This window comes from Haladaptatus sp. DYSN1, from assembly GCF_029489995.1.
Taxonomy (GTDB): domain Archaea; phylum Halobacteriota; class Halobacteria; order Halobacteriales; family Halococcaceae; genus QDMS2.
In genome coordinates this window covers 1,734,351-1,757,657 of record NZ_CP120470.1, presented here as the reverse complement: position 1 = coordinate 1,757,657, position 23,307 = coordinate 1,734,351, and the positions used below count along the sequence as shown (strand labels likewise).

At 63.2% G+C, this 23,307-nt stretch carries 24 protein-coding genes and 1 pseudogene; 11 read left to right on the top strand and 14 right to left on the bottom strand.

The window, feature by feature from the left end; translation table 11 throughout:
- Positions 1–76: 76 nt before the first annotated feature.
- Positions 77–1,060, bottom strand: a complete 984-nt coding sequence (locus P0648_RS09415) for an LLM class flavin-dependent oxidoreductase (protein WP_276247510.1) — start codon at positions 1,058–1,060, stop codon at positions 77–79.
- 44 nt (positions 1,061–1,104) lie between these two features.
- Complete coding sequence (locus tag P0648_RS09410; RefSeq protein WP_277503734.1) at positions 1,105–2,265, bottom strand: CaiB/BaiF CoA-transferase family protein; 1,161 nt, start codon at positions 2,263–2,265, stop codon at positions 1,105–1,107.
- 88 nt (positions 2,266–2,353) lie between these two features.
- Between P0648_RS09410 and P0648_RS09405 the strand changes: the two genes are divergently transcribed.
- Positions 2,354–3,571 carry an acyl-CoA dehydrogenase family protein gene (locus P0648_RS09405; RefSeq protein WP_277503733.1) on the top strand — a complete coding sequence of 406 codons (1,218 nt, stop codon included), beginning with the start codon at positions 2,354–2,356 and terminating at the stop codon, positions 3,569–3,571.
- Positions 3,572–3,598: 27 nt separating this feature from the next.
- Here P0648_RS09405 and P0648_RS09400 read toward each other — a convergent pair whose 3' ends face one another.
- Both P0648_RS09400 and P0648_RS09395 read right to left on the bottom strand, forming a co-directional pair.
- The gene (locus tag P0648_RS09400; protein ID WP_276247513.1) at positions 3,599–4,030 is read right to left on the bottom strand and encodes a GNAT family N-acetyltransferase; all 432 of its coding nucleotides are present in this window, start codon (positions 4,028–4,030) and stop codon (positions 3,599–3,601) included.
- A 65-nt stretch (positions 4,031–4,095) separates the two neighbouring features.
- Positions 4,096–4,572 (bottom strand): redoxin domain-containing protein, encoded by a 477-nt coding sequence (locus P0648_RS09395; protein WP_277503732.1) that lies wholly within the window; start codon positions 4,570–4,572, stop codon positions 4,096–4,098.
- A gap of 77 nt (positions 4,573–4,649) precedes the next feature.
- On the opposite strand from P0648_RS09395, the gene P0648_RS09390 reads away from it, so the two are divergent.
- Positions 4,650–4,889: a glutathione S-transferase N-terminal domain-containing protein gene (locus P0648_RS09390; protein ID WP_277503731.1), complete on the top strand. Its 240-nt coding sequence runs from the start codon at positions 4,650–4,652 to the stop codon at positions 4,887–4,889.
- On the opposite strand, the gene P0648_RS09385 is transcribed toward P0648_RS09390, so the two are convergent.
- Together P0648_RS09385 and P0648_RS09380 are read right to left on the bottom strand one after the other, a co-directional pair.
- Complete coding sequence (locus P0648_RS09385; protein WP_276247516.1) at positions 4,886–5,284, bottom strand: cupin domain-containing protein; 399 nt, start codon at positions 5,282–5,284, stop codon at positions 4,886–4,888. The two genes, P0648_RS09390 and P0648_RS09385, sit on opposite strands and share 4 nt — an antisense overlap.
- Positions 5,285–5,318: 34 nt before the next feature.
- Positions 5,319–6,071, bottom strand: coding sequence for a Sir2 family NAD-dependent protein deacetylase (locus P0648_RS09380; RefSeq protein ID WP_277503729.1), 753 nt, complete (start codon positions 6,069–6,071; stop codon positions 5,319–5,321).
- Between the two features lie 132 nt (positions 6,072–6,203).
- On the opposite strand from P0648_RS09380, the gene P0648_RS09375 reads away from it, so the two are divergent.
- Both P0648_RS09375 and P0648_RS09370 read left to right on the top strand, forming a co-directional pair.
- Positions 6,204–7,274, top strand: a complete 1,071-nt coding sequence (locus P0648_RS09375) for a phosphotransferase family protein (protein ID WP_277503728.1) — start codon at positions 6,204–6,206, stop codon at positions 7,272–7,274.
- A gap of 83 nt (positions 7,275–7,357) precedes the next feature.
- Positions 7,358–8,527 (top strand): annotated as a pseudogene (locus P0648_RS09370) (3-hydroxyacyl-CoA dehydrogenase); the annotation flags it as partial.
- Positions 8,528–8,539: 12 nt separating this feature from the next.
- Here P0648_RS09370 and P0648_RS09365 read toward each other — a convergent pair.
- From P0648_RS09365 to P0648_RS09345, 5 genes are all read right to left on the bottom strand, one after another.
- Positions 8,540–9,679: an acyl-CoA dehydrogenase family protein gene (locus P0648_RS09365; RefSeq protein WP_276274944.1), complete on the bottom strand. Its 1,140-nt coding sequence runs from the start codon at positions 9,677–9,679 to the stop codon at positions 8,540–8,542.
- A 55-nt stretch (positions 9,680–9,734) separates the two neighbouring features.
- Positions 9,735–10,631, bottom strand: coding sequence for a ribonucleoside-diphosphate reductase (locus P0648_RS09360; protein WP_277503726.1), 897 nt, complete (start codon positions 10,629–10,631; stop codon positions 9,735–9,737).
- A gap of 453 nt (positions 10,632–11,084) precedes the next feature.
- Positions 11,085–11,879, bottom strand: a complete 795-nt coding sequence (locus P0648_RS09355) for an enoyl-CoA hydratase/isomerase family protein (protein ID WP_276274946.1) — start codon at positions 11,877–11,879, stop codon at positions 11,085–11,087.
- Positions 11,880–11,913: 34 nt separating this feature from the next.
- Complete coding sequence (locus P0648_RS09350) at positions 11,914–13,458, bottom strand: AMP-binding protein (protein WP_277503721.1); 1,545 nt, start codon at positions 13,456–13,458, stop codon at positions 11,914–11,916.
- A 73-nt stretch (positions 13,459–13,531) separates the two neighbouring features.
- A complete protein-coding gene (locus tag P0648_RS09345) occupies positions 13,532–14,299 on the bottom strand; it encodes an SDR family NAD(P)-dependent oxidoreductase (RefSeq protein ID WP_369685123.1) in 768 nt (255 codons plus the stop codon).
- Positions 14,300–14,384: 85 nt separating this feature from the next.
- On the opposite strand from P0648_RS09345, the gene P0648_RS09340 reads away from it, so the two are divergent.
- The 5 genes from P0648_RS09340 to sod all read left to right on the top strand — a co-directional run bounded on the left by P0648_RS09340 (position 14,385) and on the right by sod (position 19,931).
- Positions 14,385–15,776, top strand: a complete 1,392-nt coding sequence (locus P0648_RS09340) for a deoxyribodipyrimidine photo-lyase (protein WP_277503719.1) — start codon at positions 14,385–14,387, stop codon at positions 15,774–15,776.
- A gap of 107 nt (positions 15,777–15,883) precedes the next feature.
- The gene (locus tag P0648_RS09335; protein ID WP_276247525.1) at positions 15,884–16,825 is read left to right on the top strand and encodes a UbiA family prenyltransferase; all 942 of its coding nucleotides are present in this window, start codon (positions 15,884–15,886) and stop codon (positions 16,823–16,825) included.
- Positions 16,826–16,890: 65 nt separating this feature from the next.
- Positions 16,891–18,597, top strand: coding sequence for a histidine kinase N-terminal 7TM domain-containing protein (locus tag P0648_RS09330; RefSeq protein WP_277503717.1), 1,707 nt, complete (start codon positions 16,891–16,893; stop codon positions 18,595–18,597).
- A gap of 28 nt (positions 18,598–18,625) precedes the next feature.
- The gene (locus P0648_RS09325) at positions 18,626–19,243 is read left to right on the top strand and encodes a DJ-1/PfpI family protein (protein WP_276247527.1); all 618 of its coding nucleotides are present in this window, start codon (positions 18,626–18,628) and stop codon (positions 19,241–19,243) included.
- A gap of 88 nt (positions 19,244–19,331) precedes the next feature.
- A complete protein-coding gene (sod, locus tag P0648_RS09320; RefSeq protein WP_277503716.1) occupies positions 19,332–19,931 on the top strand; it encodes a superoxide dismutase in 600 nt (199 codons plus the stop codon).
- A 102-nt stretch (positions 19,932–20,033) separates the two neighbouring features.
- Here the strand turns inward: sod and P0648_RS09315 are convergent, their stop codons facing one another.
- On the bottom strand, positions 20,034–20,837 hold the full coding sequence (locus tag P0648_RS09315) for a DUF1801 domain-containing protein (protein WP_277503714.1): 804 nt from the start codon (positions 20,835–20,837) through the stop codon (positions 20,034–20,036).
- 324 nt (positions 20,838–21,161) lie between these two features.
- Here P0648_RS09315 and P0648_RS09310 point away from each other — a divergent pair, with 324 nt between their 5' ends.
- Positions 21,162–21,518 (top strand): helix-turn-helix domain-containing protein, encoded by a 357-nt coding sequence (locus P0648_RS09310; protein WP_276247530.1) that lies wholly within the window; start codon positions 21,162–21,164, stop codon positions 21,516–21,518.
- Positions 21,515–21,778, top strand: a complete 264-nt coding sequence (locus P0648_RS09305; protein WP_276247531.1) for a hypothetical protein — start codon at positions 21,515–21,517, stop codon at positions 21,776–21,778. The genes P0648_RS09310 and P0648_RS09305 overlap by 4 nt, the downstream gene beginning before the upstream one ends.
- A 59-nt stretch (positions 21,779–21,837) precedes the next feature.
- On the opposite strand, the gene P0648_RS09300 is transcribed toward P0648_RS09305, so the two are convergent.
- Together P0648_RS09300 and P0648_RS09295 are read right to left on the bottom strand one after the other, a co-directional pair.
- Positions 21,838–22,368, bottom strand: a complete 531-nt coding sequence (locus tag P0648_RS09300; RefSeq protein WP_369685681.1) for a hypothetical protein — start codon at positions 22,366–22,368, stop codon at positions 21,838–21,840.
- A complete protein-coding gene (locus P0648_RS09295; protein WP_277503708.1) occupies positions 22,368–23,138 on the bottom strand; it encodes a thioredoxin domain-containing protein in 771 nt (256 codons plus the stop codon). Before P0648_RS09295 ends, P0648_RS09300 begins: the two co-directional genes overlap by 1 nt.
- Positions 23,139–23,307 lie beyond the last annotated feature (169 nt).

Below are 23,307 nucleotides of genomic sequence, written 5' to 3'. Positions count from 1 at the left end.
TGCTAGCCCCTTTCCTATGCACCCCGTAAATCGGGACCTAAGCACTGATTAATCAGGAAAAATAACTGTCTGTAACTCAGAGGCGGTCGGGCGACAATTCTGTAATGGTCTGTTCTGATAACTGTTCAGCCGTCTGATTTGGAATGGTGATGAGCGGCCGGTCGATGACCGGATTTGCCATCACGTCGCGGAGTCGGTCGCGCGCCTGGTCGGGCGTTCCGGAGACGCCAAGCGCCATGACCATATCGTCGGTGACCGCCCTCGCCGCGGCTTTCCGGTCGCCAGAACGCCACGCCTCGGCGACCTCCTCTGCCTCCTCGGGGAACACCTGTGCGACGGCCCGCTGGTAGCCCTTCCCGCTCCCGACGTAGTAGGCGATGTGCCCACGAACCGCGTCGTGTGCCTCTTCCTCGTCTTCACTGACGGCAGAGGGAATGTACGGGGCGACCGTGATGTCGTCTGGGTCCCGGCCAGCCTCTTCTGCGTGTTCGGCCACGTACTCGAAGGCCTCTTCGAGTTGTGGGAACGGGATGTTGTGGGGAATCCAGCCGTCTGCGAGGCGGGCCACGACGCGGCGGTTCGCCGGGCCGAGCGCGGCATGGTAGACCTCCACGTCGGCGTCGAGCGGTGGGAAGTCCTTGGTTTGGAAAATTTCGCCGTCGTAGTTCACCCGTTCGTCGCCGCCGCCGAGGAACTGCTTTACGAGTTCGATGGTTTCGTGGGACCGTCGCACTGGCTGGTCGAAGGCCATCCCGTGGAGGTCTTCGACGGCTTTTGGCGTACTCGTGCCGACGCCGAGCGTAAAGCGGCCGTCAGAGACGCGGTCGAGGGTTGCCGCGGTCATGGCGAGGACGGCCGGCGAGCGCGAGAAGACGTTGAGAATCGCGGTGCCGATTTCGACCTCCTCGGTATGTGCGGCGATGTCCGTGAGGTGAATCGTCGAATCTGACCCCCAGAGTTCGCCAAGCCAGACCGACCCGTAGCCAAGGTCCTCTGCTCGCATCGCGAGGTCGGTCGTATCGACGGTTCCGATATGTGGAAGTAACAGGCCGAGGCGCATGGTTGCATTCCACGCGCCGGGCAGATAACTCTTGGTGGCCGAGGTTAGTCGATGACGCCTTCCTCGTGGAGTTTGTCGATTTCGAACGCCGAAAACCCGATTTCACGGAGCACGGCGGCCGTGTGCTCTCCCTGCTCGGGGAGCGACTCGTCCGTGTCCACATCGCGGTCGGTGACCGCGGGAAACCCGATTCGCGGGCGACCTGACTCGGGACGGCGAATCACGTCCCGCGACTGAAGTTGCGGATGGGAGAGCGCCTCAGAGACGGTGTAGACGCCACAAAATGCCGCTTCGACGCCCTCCAGCGTCGATTCCCACTCGTCTCGGGTCTTCCCGGCGAACAGGTTTTCCAGTTCCTGCCTGAGTGCCTCGCGTTCCGCCTCGTCGTCGGTCATGTGAACCGAGATGAGGTCCGTACGACCGACCGCCTCGCAGAACGCCCGCCAAAACTTCGGTTCGAGTGCGGCGATGGTGACGTAGCCGTCTTTTGCGGCGTAGACGTCGTACCAGGGATACGCCCCCGTGAGCGGCGTCTGCCCGGGTCGTGGCGTCTCGCCGTCGAACGCGGGGGCGGCGAGTGCGTGTGAGAATGAGAGGACGACGTCCGTCATCGCCACGTCCACGTAGCCGCCGCCGTTGCCGAGTTCTCGCGAGAGCAGGGCACTCACGATGGAGAACGCGGCGAAGAGGCCGCCCGCCATGTCGGCGGTCGGGTAGCCCGGAATCTGCGGCGGCGAATTCTCGTCCGCTCGCGTCATGTCGAGCAGTCCGGAGAGCGCGACGTAGTTCAGGTCGTGGCCCACGGTGTCTGCGAGCGGCCCTGACTGGCCAAAGCCACTCAACGAGCAGTAGACGAGGTCCGGATTGTGCTCGGTGAGTGTGTCGTAGTCGATGCCCAGGCGGTCGGTGACGCCGGGGCGAAAGCTCTCGAAGACGACGTCAGCATTCGCGACGAGTTCGTAGAACGCGTCCTGTCCTCGTTCTGCCTTCAGGTCGATGGCGACGCTGCGTTTGCCGCGATTCACGCCGTCGAAGACCGCGCCGACGCCCTCGTCGGTGAGCGGCGGCATCGACCGGGCGTAGTCACCAGTGTTCGTATCCTCGACTTTGATGACGTCTGCGCCGAGATCAGAGAGCAGTTGGGTCGCGTACGGCCCGGGGAGCAACCGCGTCAAATCGAGCACGCGAATGCCAGCAAGGTCCATGCAACCCCCCACAGGGGCAGGCCACTTAATCTTCGATGTCCCCGCAAGCACCCCGAACGTTAACACCCACTCGCCTGTTGGTAGAGCCATGCACAAAGAAAACAACCAAAGTGGGGTTTCCTTCGAGACGGACGAGGAAACTCGGCTCATCCGCCAGAGCCTCGATGAGTTCGTCGAACAGGAAGTCGAACCACTCGAAGCCGACCTCGGCGAGACGTACACGAATCCGCGAAAACGGCACGAAGCCGATGGACGACTCGTTCCCGAAGTCCACGAAGCCATCGAGACAATCCGCAAAAAGAGCGCAGACGCCGGGTTCTACGCGATGAACATGCCCGAAGCCGTCGGCGGCGAGGGTGTCTCGACGGTGACGTGGTATCGGGCGAAAACGCACGTCGCGTCGATGGGGCTCGGCCTCGCCCGCCACGTCCTCGCGGGACCGGAAGGTCCGAAACCGCTGCTCTTGCAGGCAGACGACGCCCAGACCGAGGCGTACCTGAAACCGGTCGTCCGTGGAGAGAAATCGACGGCCTTCGCCCAGACCGAACCCGGCGCGGGGTCCGACTCGCCGAATATGCAAACAACGGCCAGGAGAGACGGTGACGAGTGGGTGCTAAACGGGCAAAAACAGTGGATTACGAACGCCCCCTACGCCGACTTCGTGCAGGTGTTCGCCCGGACCACCTCGCAAGAAGAAGCCGGCAGATACGGCGGCATCACCTGTTTCATCGTCGAGGCCGACGAGTACGAACTCGGCTCGATGAACAACGCCGTCGGGCTGGAGGGAATGCAGGCAGAACTCCTGTTCGACGACGTTCGCGTCCCCGACTCGCGCGTCCTCGGCCAGCCGGACGCCGCCTTCTACAACGCGATGGACTTTCTCTCGCTCGGCCGCCTCGAACTCGGCGCAGAAGCGATTGGCCACGGCCAGCACCTCGTCGAGGAGTGCGTGAATTACGCAAACGAACGCGAGGCCTTCGGGCGGCCAATCGGCAAATTCCAGCAGATATCGTCGAAACTCGCCCGCGCCAAAGCCCGTATCGACGCAGCGGACGCCACGGGCCTGCGCTGTGCGTGGACGATGGACCGCAGCGAACAGGCCATCGAGGAGTCTTCCGCGTTCAAGTGGCTCGCGACAGACGCCTACTTCTCACTCGCCGACGACGCGGTGCAGGTCCACGGTGGCAACGGCGTCGCAGAGGAGAATCCCTTCATGGACCATCTGCACCTCGCGCGCATCCTCAGAATCGTCGAAGGAACCGACGAGATCCAGTTGAACACGATTGCCAAGCAGCTCGGGCTGTAAGGTTGGGAAAAACAGCGGCAGCTCCGGTCAGAATACCTTGTCCATCTGGACATGGGGGATGCCCGCCTCCTCGAACTCGTCGCCGACCTGCAAGTAGCCCAGCCGGTCGTAGAACGGTTTCGCGTGGGTCTGGGCGTTGAGGATGAGGTGGTCGTAGCCTCTCTCGTGCGCTTCAGATTCGACGCAGGCCATGAGTTCGAAGCCGAGCCCGTTCCCACGGTGGGAGTCGAGGACGGCGACGCGTTCTACCTTCGCTGTGTCTGCGTCGATAGGGCGGAGTCGCGCCGCGCCGACGGCCTCATCGTCGACGTAGGCGACGAAGTGGATACAGTCGTCTTCGTACTCGTCTACTTCCAGTTCTTCCGGAACGCCCTGCTCGTCTACGAACACCGTAAATCGAACGGAGAGGGCGTCTTCGTATTCCCCGTCGGTTTCGACGACGTGGATTGCCGAACGCATATTGACACAATTATCGCGGCCCGAGCAGATAAATCGCCGGTCTGGGGTGATGACTGCCAGCTCACTCAGCGGGCTGCGATTGCGGCTTCGATTTCCTCGCGTGGAACCGGTGAAATCCAATCGTCGCCGAGCCAGCGATACTCCACGACGCGCGCTGCGTCGAGGACGAACACGGCGCGGCGGGCGGTCTGCGTGCCAGCCATCCCGTCGCGTTCGGTGAGCAGGTCGAACGCCTCGATGGCGCGGGCGTCTACGTCCGAAAAGAGCGCAAAGGGGCTGTCGAGGTCCCTGAGGAAGGCGTTCTGGGCGTACGGTCCGTCGCGGGTGACGCCCGTCACCGACACGCCTTCGAAGTTGTCCCACCCGGCGTTCGCGTAGCGCGTCCACCAGTTGTGCGTGATGGCGCTTCCCGAGAAGCCAGAGAAGACGAGGACGCCGCCTCGAGGGCCGAGTCGGTCGGCGAGCGAGGTGGGCCTGAACGTCTCGCCGTCACAAAGGAGGCTGGTGAAATCTGGGGCGCGATCGCCGGGTGCTGGAGGCATACCCGTGTGGACAGACGCGAGGGGCAAAAGTACCCGGGCGGCACACACTTTTCACCGTGGACGTACCTCATTCGGGTATGAGCCGCACACTGTATCGACTCGAAGGCTGTCCGTGGTGTGAACTGGTCGCCGACAAACTCAATGCGCTCGACGTCGACTACGAGAGCGTCTGGGTCGAAGCCCTCCACTCGAAGCGAAACGAGGTGAAGCGCGTCTCCGGCCAGCGCGGCGTCCCCGTCTTCGTAGACGAGTCCCAGGGCGTCACGATGGCCGAATCCGAGCGCATCAACGAATATCTGGAAACCTCGTACGCCTAATCGAGCTGGTGGGGGTCTAACCCGGGGTCTTCGACCGGTGGCGACCCGATAGCGAGCACGAGCCCAGTTTCGTCGCCGACGTTCCGGTAGCCGTGGCCGATTTCGGGGCCGGCCGCGAAGAACGTCCCCGGACCGGCTTCACGAATCTCTTCCTCGCCTGACTTCCCGAGTTTGAGCGAGAACTCTCCCTGAATGACGTAGTAGAACTCCTCCTGCTCTGAGTGGGCGTGGTAGCCGATCTGCTCGCCCGGGTCGAGATACCAGAGTTTCGCGTTCATCTGGTCTAAGCCGAGCGCCTCGTCTATCGCCCGAATGTCGAGGTCCGGGGGAAGTTCGTCTATCTCGGAGAGGTCGGTCACGGGTACGTCGTTCGTGTGGGCGACTCCGTATTCCATTCCGGTGAAACCCACGGGAGTCGATAGCAAAAGGCTAGGGCTTGCGGACAGCCGTGACGAGACGCGGCAGGACGTCGGTCACGTCGGCGGTGAAGGTGTAGTCGGCGTCGAATCCCGTTTCTTCGAGATTCACGCAGATGGTGGTCGCACCGTTTCTCGCCGCGGTCCGGGGCAGCGAGGCCGCCGGTTCGACTGACAGCGACGACCCGGCGACGATGAACACGTCGCTGTTTGAGGCGAGCGACTGAGCGCGGTGCAGTTCGGCTTGCGGCATCGACTGCCCGAACAGCACGACGGCTGGCTTGAGGACGCCCTCACACGAGTCACAGCGTGGTGGGGCGTTCCCCGCTTTTACCGTCTCCCACGCCGGATCTGCGCCATCGCGTTCGCCACAGTCCATGCAGACGACCTCCGCGCCGGTGCCGTGAAGTTCCACGACATCGCCAGAGCCCGCCGCCCGGTGGAGTCCGTCGATGTTCTGGGTGATGAGCGCCGAGAGGTGGCCCGCCGATTCGAGGTCGGCGAACGCCTCGTGGGCCGGGTTCGGCGCGATGTCGCCGCCCGCGTAGATATCCTCGAACATCGCGAGTCGGTCGCGCCAGAAGCCTTCGGGGTCGGCGCGAAAGCGACTGTAGTGGAAGTTCTGGGGGTCGTGCTTCTCCCAGAGTCCGCCCTCGCTGCGGAAGTCGGGGATACCGGAGGCGGTGCTGACCCCGGCCCCGGTGAGCGCGACGACGCTGTCTGCCGCGCGAATCGCCCGCGCGGCCTCGGCGAGTGCCTCGTTCATGGCCCTCCTTCACCAGCCGACCAGATTGGTCTGCCGGTTCGCTCCGTCAACAGCCGCCGATACCCGCAGTTTTTCGTATGCGGCCGGTGTAGTCCTAATCATGTTTGTGAACGTCTATCTGTGGAGGGCACGATGACCGACCAGTCAGAGGACTACTTCTCGCGAATCGTCGACGAGGAGAAACTGGCCGACTACCTCGAAGCCGAACTGGGTGCAGTAGACGAGTACGACGTTCGCCACCACAAGGAAGGCCACTCGAACGAGACGCTGTTCGTGACGTGGGGCGACTTAGAGCTCGTCATCCGCCGACCGCCACCGGGCGAAACCGCAGAATCGGCCCACGACGTGCTTCGCGAGTACAAGGTGATGGACGCGCTCCAGGACACTCCCGTTCGCGTCCCGCGGACTATCCTCGGGACGGACGACCACTCCATCCTCGGTTGTGACTTCTACGTGATGGAAAAGGAGGCAGGCGACGTGCTCCGCGAGGACGAACCGGAGCGATTCGCTATCCCCGAGATGCGAACGCGACTCGGCGAGCAACTGGTCGATGCGCTCGCGGAGATTCACGAGACGGACTACGAGGCAGTCGGCCTCGGCGAGTTCGGCTACCCGGAGGGCTACACCGAGCGGCAAGTCAAACGGTGGAAAAAGCAGTTCGACTGGGCGAGCGAGGTGACCGAAGACGACCGTAAAGTCGAGGGCGTCGAGGCCGTTTACGAGTGGCTGGTCGAGAACACGCCCGAAAGCCACGACCACACGCTCGTCCACGGCGACTACAAACTCGACAACGTCATGTTCGGGCCGGGGACGCCACCCGAAATCGTCGGCGTCTTCGACTGGGAACTTTCGACGCTCGGCGACCCGCTCTGTGACCTCGGCTGGATGCTCTCCTACTGGCGCGACCCGGAAGACGAACCGCCAGCCGTCCCCGACCTGATGGCGCGATTCATGGAATGCGAGGGCTACCCGAGCAGACAGGACCTCGTCGACCGCTACGAACAGCAGACGGGCCGCGAATTCGTCCACGAGCGGTTCTACCGCACGCTCGCCGTGTTCAAACTCATCGGCCTCGGCGAGATGTTCTACCGGCGGTACCTCGAAGGCAACAGCGACGACGACCTGTACCCGCAGATGGAGACGCAGGTGCAGGCGCTCACAGACCGTGCAAAGCGCATCATCGACGGCGAAGAACCGCTCTGAGCGCGGCGAGTACACCGGATTTCCGGTGGAATTCGACCACCACCGGCGGTGGAATTAAACCGTTGCCCCGCCCCCACCTAGGTATGGCACTCGAGGGGATTTCGCGGGTGGCAGTGCTCGGGGCGGGAAACATGGGCCACGGCATCGCCGAGGTGGTGGCCATGGGTGGCTACGACGTGACGCTCCGCGATATCGAGAAATCGTACGTGGAAAAGGGGTACGAACAGGTCCAGTGGAGTCTCGAAAAACTCGAATCGAAGGGGCAACTCGCAGAATCCGCCACGGCCATTCTCGACCGCATCGAGACGACGGTGGACCTCGTGGAAGCGGTCCGCGGCGCTGACCTCGTCATCGAGGCCGCGCCCGAGCGGATGTCGATAAAACAGGGCATCTTCGCCGACCTGTCGAAGGTAGCCTCGCCCGACGCGATTCTCGCGACCAACACATCGTCGCTCTCGATTACGCAAATTGCAAAAGTCGTCGAAAATCCGAGTCGGGTCGTGGGCTTGCACTTTTTCAATCCGCCAGTGAAGATGCCGCTCGTCGAAGTCATCTACGGCGAGGAGACGACCGAGGAGACGGCGACAACGGCCGCGACGTTCGTCGAATCCATCGACAAGACGCCCATCTACGTCCGCAAGGACGTGAACGGGTTCGTCGTGAACTCCGTGCTCGGACCGTTCCTCGAAGAGCCAGCGTGGATGGTTTCGGAGGGCGTGGCGACCGTACCGGAAATCGACGCGACGCTGGTGTACGAACGAGGCTACCCGATGGGGCCGTTCGAACTCTCGGACATGACGGGCATCGACGTGTCCTACGACGTCAGAACCGAGGCCGGAAAGCCAATCGCCCCGGCCATGCAGGAGCGCGTCGATGCCGAAGAATACGGCCGGAAGTCAGGCAAGGGCTGGTACGACTACGAAAACGGCGGCGCGGACTACACGGAGGAGGACATCTCTGGCGACGTAGACACCCTGCGAATCGAAGCGCGGATGATAAACGAGGCGGCAAAACTCGTAGACGACGCCGTCTCCATCCCCCAGGAAATCGACACCGGGATGCAACTGGGCGCAGGGTTCCCCGACGGTCCCTGTACGAGAGGCGACGAAATCGGCCTGGACGTGGTGCTCGACACCTTGCGAGCCTACGCAGACCGAACCGATGCCGCCCGCTTCGAGCCGAGTTCGTACCTCGTCGAGCTGGTCGAGGATGGCAAGACCGGAAAGGCCGCGGGCGCAGGCTTCTATACCTACGGTTGACGACCGTCAGAGCAGACGGTCTGCGATGATGTTCTTTTGAATCTCAGAGGTCCCCTCGTAGATTTTCGTGATTCGCGCATCGCGGTAGAATCGCTCTGCGGGGTGGTCGGTGACGTAGCCTGCGCCGCCGTGGACCTGCAGACCCTCGTCTGCGACGCGGACTGACTGCTCGCTCGCGAACAGTTTCGCCATCGAGGCGAACTTCGCGGCGATGTCGTCGTCGCCGGATTCGACTGCCGTCGCCGCGCGATAGTTGAGCGACCGGGCGGCTTCGACGCTGGTCGCCATGTCCGCAATCTTGTGGCGTATCGCCTGAAACTGCGAAATGGGCTGGTCGAACTGCTCGCGTTCGTTCGCGTAGGCGATGGCTTCGTCAACCGCCGCCTGCGCGACGCCGAGTGCCTGCGAGGCGACGCTCACCCGTCCGTGGGCGAAGAAGTTCATGAGCTGGTAGAATCCCTTGTCAACTTCGCCGACGACGTTTTCGGCGGGGATGCGCAGCTCGTCGAAGGTGAGTTCTGCGAGGTCGGAAGCGTGGATACCGAGTTTGTTGTCGATTTTGTGTGCGGTGAACCCCGGCGTGTCCGTCGGGACGAGGAAGGCCGTAATTCCCCGGTGGCCCGCGTCGGGGTCGGTTTTCGCCATCACGATGGCCACGTCCGCGACGTTCCCGTTCGTAATCCACATCTTGTTGCCGTCGATGACCCACTCGTCATCGTCGCGGACGGCGCGCGTCTCCATCCCGGCGACGTTCGACCCGTGGGCGGGTTCGCTGATTGCGCTCGCGGAGACCGCTTCGCCTCCCGCAATCTTCGGCAACCACCCTTCTTTCATCCACTCGTCGCCGTAACGGATGAGCATCGCCGTGCCGAACCCGGCACTGGAGATGGCGCTGCCGATACCGGCGTCCGCCCGCCAGAGTTCCTCCGTGATGACGGCCGTCGAGAGGAGGTCGAGGCCCGCTCCGCCGTACTCCTCGGGGATGTTCGGCGCGACGAAGTCGTATTTCGCGGCCTGCTTGCGGATGGTTTCGGGATACTCGCGGGATTCGTCGAATTCGCGGGCGACGGGGCGAATCTCCTGTTCCCCGAACTCGCGGACGGCCTGTCGAATCGCTTCTTGTTCGGCCGTAAGTTGAAACGACATAGCCGACTCTTGGTAGCACGACCCAAATACCTTCGTGCGGCGGCGACGTGGGCGCTCAATCGAGGGCAGTAAGTGCCTCTACGTCCGGAATGTCGCGGGCCGCGTCTACGATTTGCTCCATGCGTTCTGTGTGCTTGCTCGCGGCGTAGGTCGTCAGGTCGGCCGCAGCAGGTCCCGGCATGCCGTCCGTAGCTTCGAGACCGTCGGTGGTCGTGGCGTTGACCAGCGGCAGAAGTTCTGAAACCGTCTCGTGAAGCAACGTCGGGTCCACGCCGTCCTCGACCAGCGCCTTCAGTTTCGCCATGCCAAAGCCGACGTGGCGACCCTCGTCGCCCCGGATTTTCGTCAGGCCAGCGGTGAGTCCCGGAAGCGTCGGCAGTTCGGGGTGGGTGTCCGGCCCGTAGGCCTGCTGGAGGCCGAAGTAGGCGGTCTGCGCGAGGATTCCCTCCACGACGAGGTGGTAGTGACAATAGGCTCTCGCCCGATTCGCCGGGCTGTCGTCGGTGAGCAGCGCCTCCATCGCCGCCTCCGTCCGGTCGAACAGTTCGACGTACGCGGGGACGTACCAGCGGTCGTCCTGCGGTGAGGTTTTGGACTCGCCGCGGGCCGCTTCCGCCTCGTTTACGACCTCTTGCCAGTAGCGGTCGAAAAAGTCGGTGTGTTTGGCCTCCTCGTAGAGTTGCGTCGTGATGAACGCCTGGTCTTCCGGCGCTTCGAGGACGACGGCGAGGGGTGCGAGGTCTGTCGTGACCGCCTGTTCACCCGCGCCGAACTTCGCGATGGCACCGCGAAACCGGTCGAACACGAGGTCGTTCATGGACTCGACGGCGGCGCGGTCGGCCGAGAGGTCGATGGCTCCAGGGTCCCAGTGGCGCGACACGGCGTTTTTGAAGTAGCGAAACGACCGGGTCTCACGGTCGAGGAAGTCGCCGCGTGTCGAGTCGAGATGCATACCCCCGTGGTCACCCCCCACGACAAGAAAGATTGTGCAACGCTACCAAACTTCAATGTAGTTTATGGAAGGCGGTGCAGGGCGCTACAACCTCGCCCGTCAGGGCGGGGATACAGCGCCCGTCCCCGTTCACGTTCACCGTGTGGCAAAGGCCTGAGTGCCCTCGGTACGTTCGGATGGGTGTCGAGCCGAATGGTGAAGCCGTTCGGTCCTCGGCAGTCCACAAATTGGCAGTTGACTCGGTGTTTGCCGCAGCAAAACGTACGCCCGTGGACCGCAGAACCGACACAAAACAAGCAGGTAACTCCGAGTCGCCGTGTCCGTCTTGGACACCCGATAGGAGTATCGGGGGCGTGGCACTCCCACCGGCACGTCGGGTCAGAAACCCGAAGAGACCAACGAACCGCCCGTTGGTGGGCGTGGGAAGCCCCGTCGTTTACGGCAGGGAGGATGTCACTCGCCCGTGAACTCTGGAGAGCGCTTCTCCATGAACGCCGTCGCACCCTCTACGTGGTCGTCCGTCGAGAAGCAGGCGACCTGTGCCGCCGCCTCGTTCGTAATCGCCTGGTCGAGCGACTGCTCCATGCCCTGTCGGAGGAGGCGCTTCGACGCACGGAGCGCGACGCTCGGGCCGGTGGCGATTTCCTCGACGAATTCGGCGACCTCCTCGTCGAAGTCGCTCTCGTCGTAGACGTGATTGAACAGGCCGAGGTCCTCGGCGCGGTCTGCGTCCACGAGTTCGCCCGTCAGGACGAGTTCCTGGGCCGTGTTCTGCCCGACGATGCGCGGCAGGAGATAGGAGGTGCCCGAATCCACGGTGAGGCCGACCTGTCGGAAGCCGAAGCTAATCTTCGAGTCTTCGGTGGCGAGCAGGATGTCGCAGGCGATGGCGAGGTTCGCCCCGGCTCCAAACGCGACGCCGTCGATTTTCGCGATGGTCGGGAGGTGGAACTGCGCGACGTGCTTTACCGCCCGCGAGGTGCGCTGGACGATGAGTTGCTCGCGCTCTGCGAGCGAGTACTCCCCGTTCAGCCCCTTCATCATCGCGTTGATGTCACCGCCCGCGCAGAAGGCTCCGCCCGTGCCCTGAATCACGAGACAGCGGGCGTCGCTTTCCTCGATTTCGTCGAGTGCGTCGATGATGCCACCCGCCACGTCGTGAGTGAGAGCGTTTCGCACGTCGGGTCGGTTCAGCGTGACCGTCGCCACGTCGTCTTCAATGTCAAGTAAGACTGCGTCGTCTGCCATATCACCACCACCGAGAAGTGGGGCGTACTTGATTCTACCGCCGACCGACCGAGCGACGTTTTACCTTCCCCGAGTCGGTCCGGGGCAATTCGTCGACGAATTCGACTTCACGGGGGTGTTTGTACGGCGCGAGCGTGTCGAGGCAGTGCTGGACGAGTTCTGCTTCGGTCACGGAGACGCCGGGCGTGGAGACGACGAACGCTTTCACCGTCTCGCCGCGGCGCTCGTCGGGAACGCCGACCACGGCTGCTTCGACGACTGCGGGATGATCGGTGAGACAGAATTCGACCTCCCGGGGATAGACGTTGTAGCCGGCGGTGACGATGAGTTCGTCCGCTCGCCCGACGAGGTAGCAAAAGCCGTTCTCGTCGTGGTAGCCCAGGTCGCCGGTGTGAAACCAGCGCCGCCCGTCGCGTTCCGTGATGGCCGCGGCCGTCGCCTCGGGCATCCCGTGGTAGCCAGCCATCACGGTGGGTCCCGCAACGACGACTTCGCCGACGTGCTCGGCGACGGAATCTGGGGCTACGGGGCCGGTTTCGACGGGCGGTCGTTCTTCGAACTCGTCGCCCACGACGCGCCACGCGACGCCTGAAAGTGCCCGCCCGACGCTCCCTCGGCGGTGCGCATCGGGACGATTAAAGTGCGTGACCGGCGCGGTTTCGGTGAGGCCGTAACCCTCGTACACCGGCACGTCGAGCAGGTCTTCGACGGAGGTGAGGAGCGACCCGGGCATCGCCGCACCCCCGGTTCCGACGAACCGGAGCGACGACGTTTCGAACTCGTCGGCGTCGGCCGCCCCCACGAAATCTGCGAACATCGTGGGGACGCCGTGGAACGTGGTGACGCCTTCCTCCTCGATGGTCCTGAGCGCCGCCCTCGGTTCCCAGTGTTCTTGCAGGTGGAGCGTCGCGCCCGAGATAAGCGTCGCGTGCACGACGGCGCTCAGGCCGTAGATGTGCGTGAGCGGGACCGCAGCGAGCATTCGGTCGTCGGTAGTGAGACCACCCTCGGGAAGCGCCGCCGTCTGTTCTGCGTTCGATGAGACGTTCGCGTGGGTCAGTTCGACGCCCTTCGGGCGGCCGGTTGTCCCGCTCGTGTACGGCAGAAAGGCGAGGTCCCCCTCGTCCCGGCTGATTGGATTACGAGGCGTCGATTCGAGCAGCGACTTGACCGTCTCGAAATCCGGGTGCTCGCCCGCGCTGACGACGGTTTTGACCGCTGATTCGTCTCGGAGCGAGGCCGCCAGCGACGCGTCTTTCGCCCGCGTGACGACGAGCGTGGCCCCGCTGTCTGCGAGGTGGTGATGTAACTCGCGTTCACGGCACTGGGGGTTGATGGGAACGACGACTGCACCGGCTCGCAGTGCCCCGTAGAGACAGCAGACGTACGCAATCGTGTTCGGGAGGTGGAGCGCGACGCGGTCCCCGGGTTCGACGCCGCGGGCGGCAAGCCCACCGCCGATGCGCCCTGCTCGGTCCCATAACGCCTCGAAACTGAGTCGCGTCGTCCCGTCGGTGACAGCAGTGGCTTCCGGAATGGCATCGACCGTCCGTTCGAGGGGAGTCAGGACGTCAGGCATCGGCGTCTGGTGCTCTCTGCTGAGGGAATCGACAAAACGTTCGGGGTTGCTGAAAACCGTGCCGCAATCGGCCTCAGCGGGCCGTCCAGCCGCCGTCGACGGTCAGGCACTCGCCGGTCACGTAAGAGGCAGCCCGGCTCGCGAGGAACACGGCGGGGCCGGCCAGTTCCTCCGGTTGGGCGAAGCGGTCAAGTGGTGTCCGGTCGCGAATCGACTGGGCGAGTTTCTCGTTGTCGGTCACGCCCTCGGTCAGGTCCGTCTCGACGTAGCCAGGCGCGATGGCGTTCACCCGCACGTCGGGGGCCCAGTCTAAGGCCATGCTCTTCGTGATGCCGAGCAAGCCGTGTTTCGAGGCGACGTAGGGGTGTTGTCGTGGGAGGCCGACCAGACCGCCGACGCTCGCGACGTTGATGACCGACCCGCCGTCGCTCTCGTGGAGGTACTCTGCGGCTGCCTGTGCACAGAGGAACGCCCCACGCAGGTTGACGTCGATGACGAAATCGAGCGCGTCCACCTCGACGCGCTCGGGCTCGCCGAGTGCGCCCCCCGGGTTGACGCCCGCGTTGTTCACGACGCAATCGACGCCGCCGAACTCCTCGGCGGCAGTTTCCATCAAGTTCCGAATATCTGCCTCGTCGGTCACATCCACCGTCGCGGCGAGGGCCTCACCGCCGCGAGATTCTATTTCCGCGGCGACCGCGGAAACGTCGTCTTCGGTGCGTGCCGCCGGCACGACGGCCGCGCCAGCGTCGGCGAGGCCGAGCGCGATTGCCCGCCCGATACCTCGACTGCCGCCCGTCACCACGGCCACGTGCCCGTCTAAATCGAACTGCTCCATCACGGAGTCCATGCGTGGTTCTGACTGCCGCCCGTCTTAACTTCCCCGAACGCGGTATACTTTGGCCGCCCGGCCCGAGTGGTCACGTATGCACCTGTGCTGGCACCGCCGTGACCTCCGAGTGGCCGACAATCGCGCACTCGCCGCCACCGACGGGTCGGTCCTCCCGGTGTTCGTCTTCGACCCGAACGTCCTCCAGTACGGGTCGCCCAATCGCGTCGCCTTCATGCTCGACGCCCTCCGGGCACTCCGCGACGATTACCGCGACCTCGGCGGTGACCTGCTCATCGCGCAGGGTGACCCGGCAGTAGTCATCCCCGAACTCGCCACAGAACACGACGCGGAGAAGGTGGTCTGGAACACGGATTACTCTGGGCTCGCCCGGGAGCGAGACGCCGCGGTGCGGCGGGCGCTCGCCGACGCCGACGCGCCCCGTGAAGCCTTCCACGACGCCATCTGCCACGAACCGGGGAGCATCACGACCAACGAGGGCGACCCCTACTCCGTGTTCACCTACTTCGGGCGCAAGTGGCGCGACCGGGAGAAAGCCGCCCCCTACGACTCGCCCGAGCCGGGTAGCGTTGCTGACGTTGCTGGCGAGGAGCTGCCGACGCTCGCCGACCTCGGCTTCGACGACCCGGCGGCAGCCGTCCCGCCCGCCGGCACCGACGTGGCCCGCGAGCGCCTCGACGCGTTCTGTGAAGGGCCGATTTTCCGGTACGCGGACCGCCGTGACTACCCCGCAGACGAGAACACGTCTCGACTCTCAGAGCACCTGAAGTGGGGGACCATCGGCATCCGCGAGGTGTTCGCCGCGACAGAGAAGGCGATGGGGCGGGCCGACTCCGACGAAGAAGCGGAGTCTGTCACCGAGTTCCAGTCCCAACTGGCGTGGCGGGAGTTCTACACGCACGTCCTCTGGTTCAACCCGAACGTCACCTGGGCGAACTACAAGACGTACGAGAACCCAATCGAGTGGCGAGACGCCCCCGACGAACTCGCCGCGTGGCAGGCCGGCGAGACGGGCTACCCCATCGTTGACGCCGGAATGCGCCAACTTCGTGTGGAGGGGTTCATGCACAACCGGGTGCGGATGATTGTCGCGTCGTTCCTGACCAAGGACCTGCTCATCGATTGGCGCGAGGGGTACGACTGGTTCCGCGAACACCTCGTCGACCACGAGACGGGCAACGACACGGGCGGGTGGCAGTGGGCCGCCTCGACCGGGACGGACGCTCAGCCGTATTTCCGCATCTTCAATCCGATGACGCAAGGCGAGCGCTACGACGAGGACGCGAGGTACATCAAGCGGTACGTCCCGGAACTCGATGACGTTGACCCGGACGACATCCACGGCTGGCACGAACTCTCGGGCGACCGCCGCGAAGAGGCAGCCTCGGATTACCCCGCACCAATCTGCGACCACAGCGAACGACGCGAGGACGCCCTCGCGATGTTCGAGGCCGCTCGCGGGGATTAACCGACCGCCCCGTTTCAACGCCCGTTTTCGCTTACGTTTCAGCATTCGTGTCAGAAATACTAATCATGCGAACACCAAAATGAATTCGCGGAGTTGCGTACGTGGAGATGTCACGAACTGCAACAGCGGCAAGTATTCTCGGCACCCGACTGCACCGCCTCGGAACCACCATCGCGGCTCCGGCGGCTCTCTCTGAGACCGGCCAGCGATTCTACGACCTCGTCATCCACGGAACCCTGTTTCTCGGACTCGTCGCGGCGACCAAAATCCTCGTCGTCGCGTTGCTGTTGTCGGTTCCGCTGAACCCCGCCGTCCTCATCGCGTTCCTCGTTTCGTTTACCATCTACACCCACAACAAACTCACTGACCTGAACGAAGACGCCATCAACAACCCGGACCGCGTCGCGTTCATCGAACCGCGAAAGCGCCTGTTCCTGGCTCTCTCGGTCGGCGCGTACCTGCTCGCGCTCGTCGTGTCTGCGTTCGGCGGACTGATGGCTTTCCTCCTGACGTTACTTCCCGGTGTGGCGGCGGTGCTCTACAGCGAACCGTGGTTGCCCCTCTTCGAAGCAGACCGCCTGAAAGAGGTGTTACTCGTGAACACGACGCTCGTCGCGATTTCGTGGGCTGCGCCCGTCGCGTTCCTGCCGCTCGCGTTCGCGGGCAAAACTCTGGTCATCGGCGGCACGGTCGTTTTCGTGTTCTTCTTCCTTCGTACCTTCATCGCGGGCGAAGTGCTGAACGTCCGAGACGTGGCAGGCGACCGCGAAGAAGGAATTCCGACGCTTCCGGTCGCCGTTGGCGTGAAGCGAACGCAGATAGTCCTCTACGCGCTCGACATCGGGTCGCTCGGGCTCGTCGTCGTCGCCGGTGTGTTCGGCACCATTTCGACCCTCCACGGCCTCGCGCTCGCCCCGGCCATCGTCTACTCGATGTTCATCACCTCGATGCTTACTGCGGACGTGAACCTGCGACACCTGGGGACGATGCGCGACTTCGAGTACATCCTGATGGCCGTCGCCCTGCTCGCCACGGTGGTTCTGTTTTGAATCACGAGTGTTCAACACACCTAGAGTAATTACGTTCCGGTGGTAAGACTCGAACCGACCCCCCCGTGCCCCTCCCCTTCGACCTGCTCGTTTTGATGCTCGCCGCGGTGTTGACAGGCGGTGCGGCGACGGTGTTTGCCTGGCGGCAGCGACCCGAACCGGGGGCGACGGCACTCGCGGTTCTGATGGCCGCCGCAACGTGGTGGTCGGGGATGTACATCCTCGAACTCAACGCCGCGACGCTCATGGGCAAGTTATTCTGGGCGCGCATGCAGTGGGCCGGTTCGGTGACCGTGCCGGTCGCATGGGTCGTCTTCGCGCTCGAATACACTGGTAACGATGAGTACGTCAATCCCCGAAATATCGTGTTGCTCGGCGCGATTCCCGCGCTAACGGTGGTACTCGTCTGGACCAACGAAGCCCACCTCCTCGTTCGTCACTCCGTCGGCCTCAGACTGGTTGGCGACACGCTCGTCATGACCCAGACGTTCGGCCCCTGGTTCTGGGTCATCATCGGCTACTCCTACATCCTCGCGCTCGTGGGCGACCTGCTGTTTTTCAACCTGCTCGAAAATTCACCGATTATCCACCGCAAGCAGGCCATCGCCATCTTACTCGCCGCGCTTGCCCCGTGGGTCGGGAACCTCATCTACGTCGGCGACCTGCTCCCGTGGGTCGCCGTGGACCCGACGCCGGTCGCCTTCACTGTGTCGGGCATCGCGAGTCTCGGGGCGATTTCTCAGTACAAACTCCTCGATGCGAGTCCGGCACCGGGTCGCCTCGCGCGCACCTTCGTCGTAGACGAGATGGCCGACGGCGTCGTCGTGGTCGATTCGACGGGCCGCATCGTTGACGTAAACCAGAGCGCCGCTGCCGTCATAGGCGCGGTTCCGCTCGACCTTCTCGGCACGCAGCTTGACGAAACCTTCCAAGGGTACGACCAACTCTCCACAAAACCGACGGAGGGGACAGAACTAGTCACCCTCGGCACAGGGGGTGACGAGCGCCACTACGAGGTGAGTCGGACCGACCTCCGGGACTACCACGACCGGGTCATCGGTCGCGTGCTGGTGCTGCGCGACGTCACCGAGCGGTTTCGCTACCAGCAGCGACTCGACGTGCTCAATCGCGTACTTCGCCACAACCTGCGAAACGAGATGAACGTCGTCCTCGGATTCGCAGACCGCCTCGAAGCCGGCGGGGGCGACCCTGCGCTCACGAACCGGCTCAGACAGAAGGCCCTCCACCTCGTCGATATGGGGAACAAGGCCCGGGCGATACAGGAGATAATCGACAGCGACCACGCGGACCTCATGCAGATTTCGGTCGCACCAATCATCGAGGCTGCCGCCGCAGCCGTCAGCACCGCGCACCCGAACGTCGCGGTGCGGGTCAAGTCGCTCCCACCCGAGTCGACCACCTGCGGCTGGGTCATCGAACCAGCCATCGAGAACCTCCTCGAAAACGCCGCAGAGCACAACACGAACGACCGGCCGGAAGCGACGATCACCGGTTCGGTGTCCGGAGAATGGCTCACGATTTCGGTTACGGACAATGGGCCGGGCATTCCAGAGACTGAACTCGAAGTGCTCGACATGGGCCACGAGACGGCGTTACTTCACAGCCAGGGGCTCGGCCTTTGGCTCGCAAACTGGGCGGTCAAGGCTCTCGACGGGGAACTCACCTTCGCTGAGAACCACCCCGAGGGAACGACGGTGACGATTCGCGTGCCACTCGATCGCGGCGCCGAGGACACAGAAGCGACGAAATGACTTTCTGCCGTGCTCGCACATCTCAGGTATGCCAACCCGAATCGACATCCTCTGCTACGAGGGGTTCGACGAACTCGACGCAATCGGCCCCTACGAGGTGTTCAAATCGGCCGCCGAGCTTGGCGCGCCATTCGACGTGCGACTGGTGACGCTCGACGAGACGAAGACGATAACGGCGAGCCACGGCCTTCGCGTCGGTATCGACGGCGTGCTCGTGACCGACGACCCGGCCGACATCGTCCTCGTGCCCGGTGGGGGCTGGAGCAATCGCAGCGAGGCAGGCGCGTGGGCCGAAGCCGAGAAGGGCGCGGTTCCAACTGCGCTCGGGAAAGTTTACGACGCTGGCGCGACGGTGGCCTCCGTCTGCACGGGCGGGATGTTGCTCGCCCGCGCTGGCCTCACGGACGGACGACCGGCCGTGACCCACGCCTCCGCGCTCGGAGACCTTCGGGAGACTGCGGCTGAGGTGGTGGACGCACGCGTCGTGGACGACGGCGACCTGCTCACCGCGGGCGGTGTTACCTCCGGCATCGACCTCGCGCTGCACCTCGTCGCACGTGAGGCGGGCGAGGATATCGCGGCGCAGGTGGCGACCGAACTCGAATACGACCGGCGGTCGGACATCGTGGTCGGGAGAGACCACTAGCGGGCGACGGATGCATGCAGGGTGCTAGCAATCGCCTCCTTAAGGTTTAACAGGATTCCGCCGCATGCTTCAGACGGAGGTATATCTCATGAGCTACGAACTTTCGCCGCTTCCGTACGACTACGACGCACTCGAGCCGCACATCTCAGAGCAGGTCCTCACGTGGCACCACGACACGCACCACCAGGGCTATGTAAACGGATGGAACTCCGCAGAGGAGACGCTCGAAAGCAACCGCGAGTCCGGTGACTTCGGGTCCTCGGCTGGCGCAATCCGCAACGTGACCCACAACGGCTGTGGCCACATCCTGCACGACCTGTTCTGGCAGAACATGTCCACAGACGGTGGCGACAAACCATCGGGCGACCTCGCAGACCGTATCGAGCAGGACTTCGGTTCCTACGAAGCGTGGAAGGGTGAGTTCGAGGCTGCCGCATCCGCCGCAGGCGGCTGGGCACTCCTCGTTTACGACTCGTTCAGTAACCAGCTGCGCAACGTCGTCGTCGACAAGCACGACCAGGGCGCACTCTGGGGCAGCCACCCAATCCTCGCACTCGACGTCTGGGAGCACTCGTACTACTACGACTACGGTCCAGCCCGTGGCGACTTCGTTGAAGCCTTCTTCAACGTCGTCGACTGGGAAGAGCCATCGTCGCGCTACGCGCAGGCAGTCGAGCTGTTCGAGTAAGTCCCAAATCTTCCACTTTTTATTGCGCTCGCCCCGTGAGCGACGGCTTTCGTCTGAAGGGGAGTGCGACCGGCACGCGACAAATTCGCGTCCCGGACTTCGTTACCAGTTCATCCCCGGGTTGTCGGCGGCCTGGCGAATCCACGATGAAACCTGTTCCTCGTCCAGCGTGTCCGATTCTTTCAAATCCAGGGCTTGCCGTGTCGGTCCCGTTCCGCTCGGCGGCACCGGGTCGAGATACTCCTCGGTCACGAATGTGAGTTTCACGTGCTTCGAGAGCGCGCTGAACGCCGCGAACCAGCCCTCGTCCGTGACGCCGTAGAAGGGTTGATGATATCGCACGGCGCGACGCACCTCCGGGACTTCCTGTTCGATGAGGCGGTCGAATCGCTCCGCAATCTCGCCCTTCCATCCCGGCAGGGCTGCGATGAACGCCTTCACCGACGCAGCTCCATCGGCGGTATCCTTCCGCCGCGCCGTCTGGTAGCGTTTTTCTCGGTCCTTCCACTCCTGTTGGGTCGGTACTTCGTCCGGAAGTTCGATTGCTCCGACGTCGTCTCCGATGGACCCCTCCCCCGCACGGCCCGCAATCGCTGTCACGACCACGACCGGGTCGGACTCGTCGGGAACGGAAAACAGGTCGAAGGCAAGCCGCATCGTCGCGCCGCGCCAATGGCGGGCGAAGCCGACCCACCCGCTTGACTCGTCCTCACGGGTGTCCGGTTCGACCGCGAAGAGGCCGAGCAAAGCGGGAATAGCGTCCGCGCCCCACTGGAGGCCCCGGTCTAAGTCAGTGTACTGAACTCCGTCATCGTGGGTCGAAGTGTAGTGGGGTGCCCTGATTGCACGATTCGCCATTACGAGGGCGGAAATTAGCTCGGGAGTTGGTGGGCTGGACTCGCGCATACTCACTCGCAGAAACGTAGTGTGAGTGTATCAACATTTCTACGGTTCAGATTGGGTGAAGCATCCAGAGAGTCCTACCCTGTGCTAATTTCGTCGAAATCGCGGTCACAGTCGAAGGGGCGGAGCCATACTCCGCGACGGGCTTGCAAACGTTCAGGTCGAGTGCTCCCGACACACCACCACACTCATAATCCTTATCTGAGAACTGGTGGCCTGACCCTCGATTGGGCACGACTGGACAGGGGAGCGTATGAATAGGAAGGCACGTTCGCTGAGTCAGCGAATCACCACGTGAATTAGTATCCCGCTATGAGTGAGTGAACCGTGGGCGACGACGTCGAGGCGACCGAACTGTTCCAGCTACTGAACGATAGCTATGCACGCATGATTCTCACCGAGACGACCACCGAACCGATGTCAGCAGCAGCCCTCAGTGAAGCCTGTGATGCCTCCCTTTCCACGATTTACCGGCGGGCGAACGCCCTCATCGAACAGGGGTTGCTCGTCGAACACACGAAACCCGACCCCGATGGGCACCACTATACCATGTACGAGGCCACCGTCAGTCACGTCGACATCGATTTTACCGAGCAGGGAATCGACGTTTCCGTATCGACGCACGAAGATGCAGTCGACCAATTTGCCCGCACCTGGGCCGGCATCCGAGGTGACGACGAATGAGTCTCGCCCTCCTCGCCGGGAAACTCCTCACCGTCGCCCTCGGGTTCATCATCGCCGCGAAGGGCTTTCAGGGCTACCGACGCCACCAGAGTGAGCCGATGTTCTATCTATCGTCTGGCTTCCTGTTCATCAGCGTCGGCGGCGTGATGGACTGTTCGTTCTTCACCCTCCTCGACATCGAGACGCTCATGTCGGGCGTCATCCAGACCAGTCTGGTCGCCATCGGGATGGTGCTCGTCCTCTACTCGATGTACCGGTGACCTGCGGGGACTCAGCGTTCTCCCGAAAGCGAGTTTCGATTAGAAGGGGTCCCCGTCGGTCACAACGTACATTCTCGGGGGTCGCCTGCTCGGCCGAGGAAGAACAGCAAGAGTGCAAGCCCGCCGACACGGAGCAGGTCGCCGTGGAAGGGCATCGCGGCCATCGCCCCAGCAAATCCGAGAAAGCCGAGCATGCCCGCACCACAGCTCGCACAGCCCGACGCCAGCAATCCGGGGACGATACCCACCAGGTCGGAGACACTCGAAACCCCAACCATCCGGACCTGTGCGATGGTGTTGACGAGTGCGACGCCGGTGAGAATCGAGTAGGCGACGATGACGCCCAGGCCAAACCAGCCGTTCGACCGATAGGTCGTTTGCGTCAGCGAGATGACGACGTAATCGAACCAGTGGAGGCCCGCGCTCAACATCTGGATGGTGAACTCCGGCATCACGCTCATTATCAGGAGGAGATACGTGAGGACCCCGATGACGCCCATCGCAACGGTCCGTTGCCACGAGGTGAACGGATACGCGAGGGCGCTTTCGAGATTGCTGCTGAACTGAGCGGTTCTGGACTGTACGTTCATCATTCGGCTAGCTTTTCGATTTCGCTCTTGAATCGCTCGTACGGCTGTGCGCCGGTGAGTCGTTTTGCGTTTTCAGTCTCGTGGTTGTAGAGGGCAAAGCCGGGCGTCAAGCCGATTCCCTGTTCGTCAGCCTGTTCCAGGTCCTGTTCGACCCAGCCTTTCATCTTCGACCGACGGTTCTCGAGACACGAGTGTACGGCTTCTGCGTCCACACCGCCGACTGATTCGGTAATCGCGTGGAGATTCTCTCTGACGGCCCACCTCGAATTTGGTTCTTTCTGGGCGTCGAACACCGCCGAGTGCCATCGGTAATACACGTCTGGCCGGTCAGCTTTGACCTGGTCCCACACGCACTTCGACATCGCGGCCGCAATCGTCGATTCGTCGCCGATGTTTGGGAGTTCGAGGAGCACGATTCGCAGGTTTCCGTTCGACACGTCGTTCTCGATGAGCTTCGGTGCCGTGTTCTGCTCGAATCGATTGCAGAAGGGACACTGGAAATCGCTCCAGTAGTACATATCGACGTGCGCGTCCGGCGACCCGATGAGGGGATTCCCCGTGAGGTCCACGCCAAACGTCGTCGTATCCGTACTCGCATAGAGCGAGAGCGCTGTTCCCGTCGGATTGCTGTCTGCCGTAGGCGGTTGCGAGGTCGATTCCAGTTCACGTTGCTCCAGCGAATTGACGATGGACGTACACCCGGAGAGACTCGCGAGAATCGCTGCAGAGCTCCCGAGAACCGCCCGACGAGAGCGTTTTTGCGACGTCATTTTGAACGAAAGCGGGTGGCGTTCGTTCGGTGTGCCGATGGATGCTCGAAGTCAGCAGTTTCAGGGACCAGCAAACGTTCACACCGTCCGTCAGTAGTTGATGGGAAGGATTGCACGATTCGAACACGAGTGTGGAGAGACATAGTGAGAAAGGCACGTTCGCTGAGTC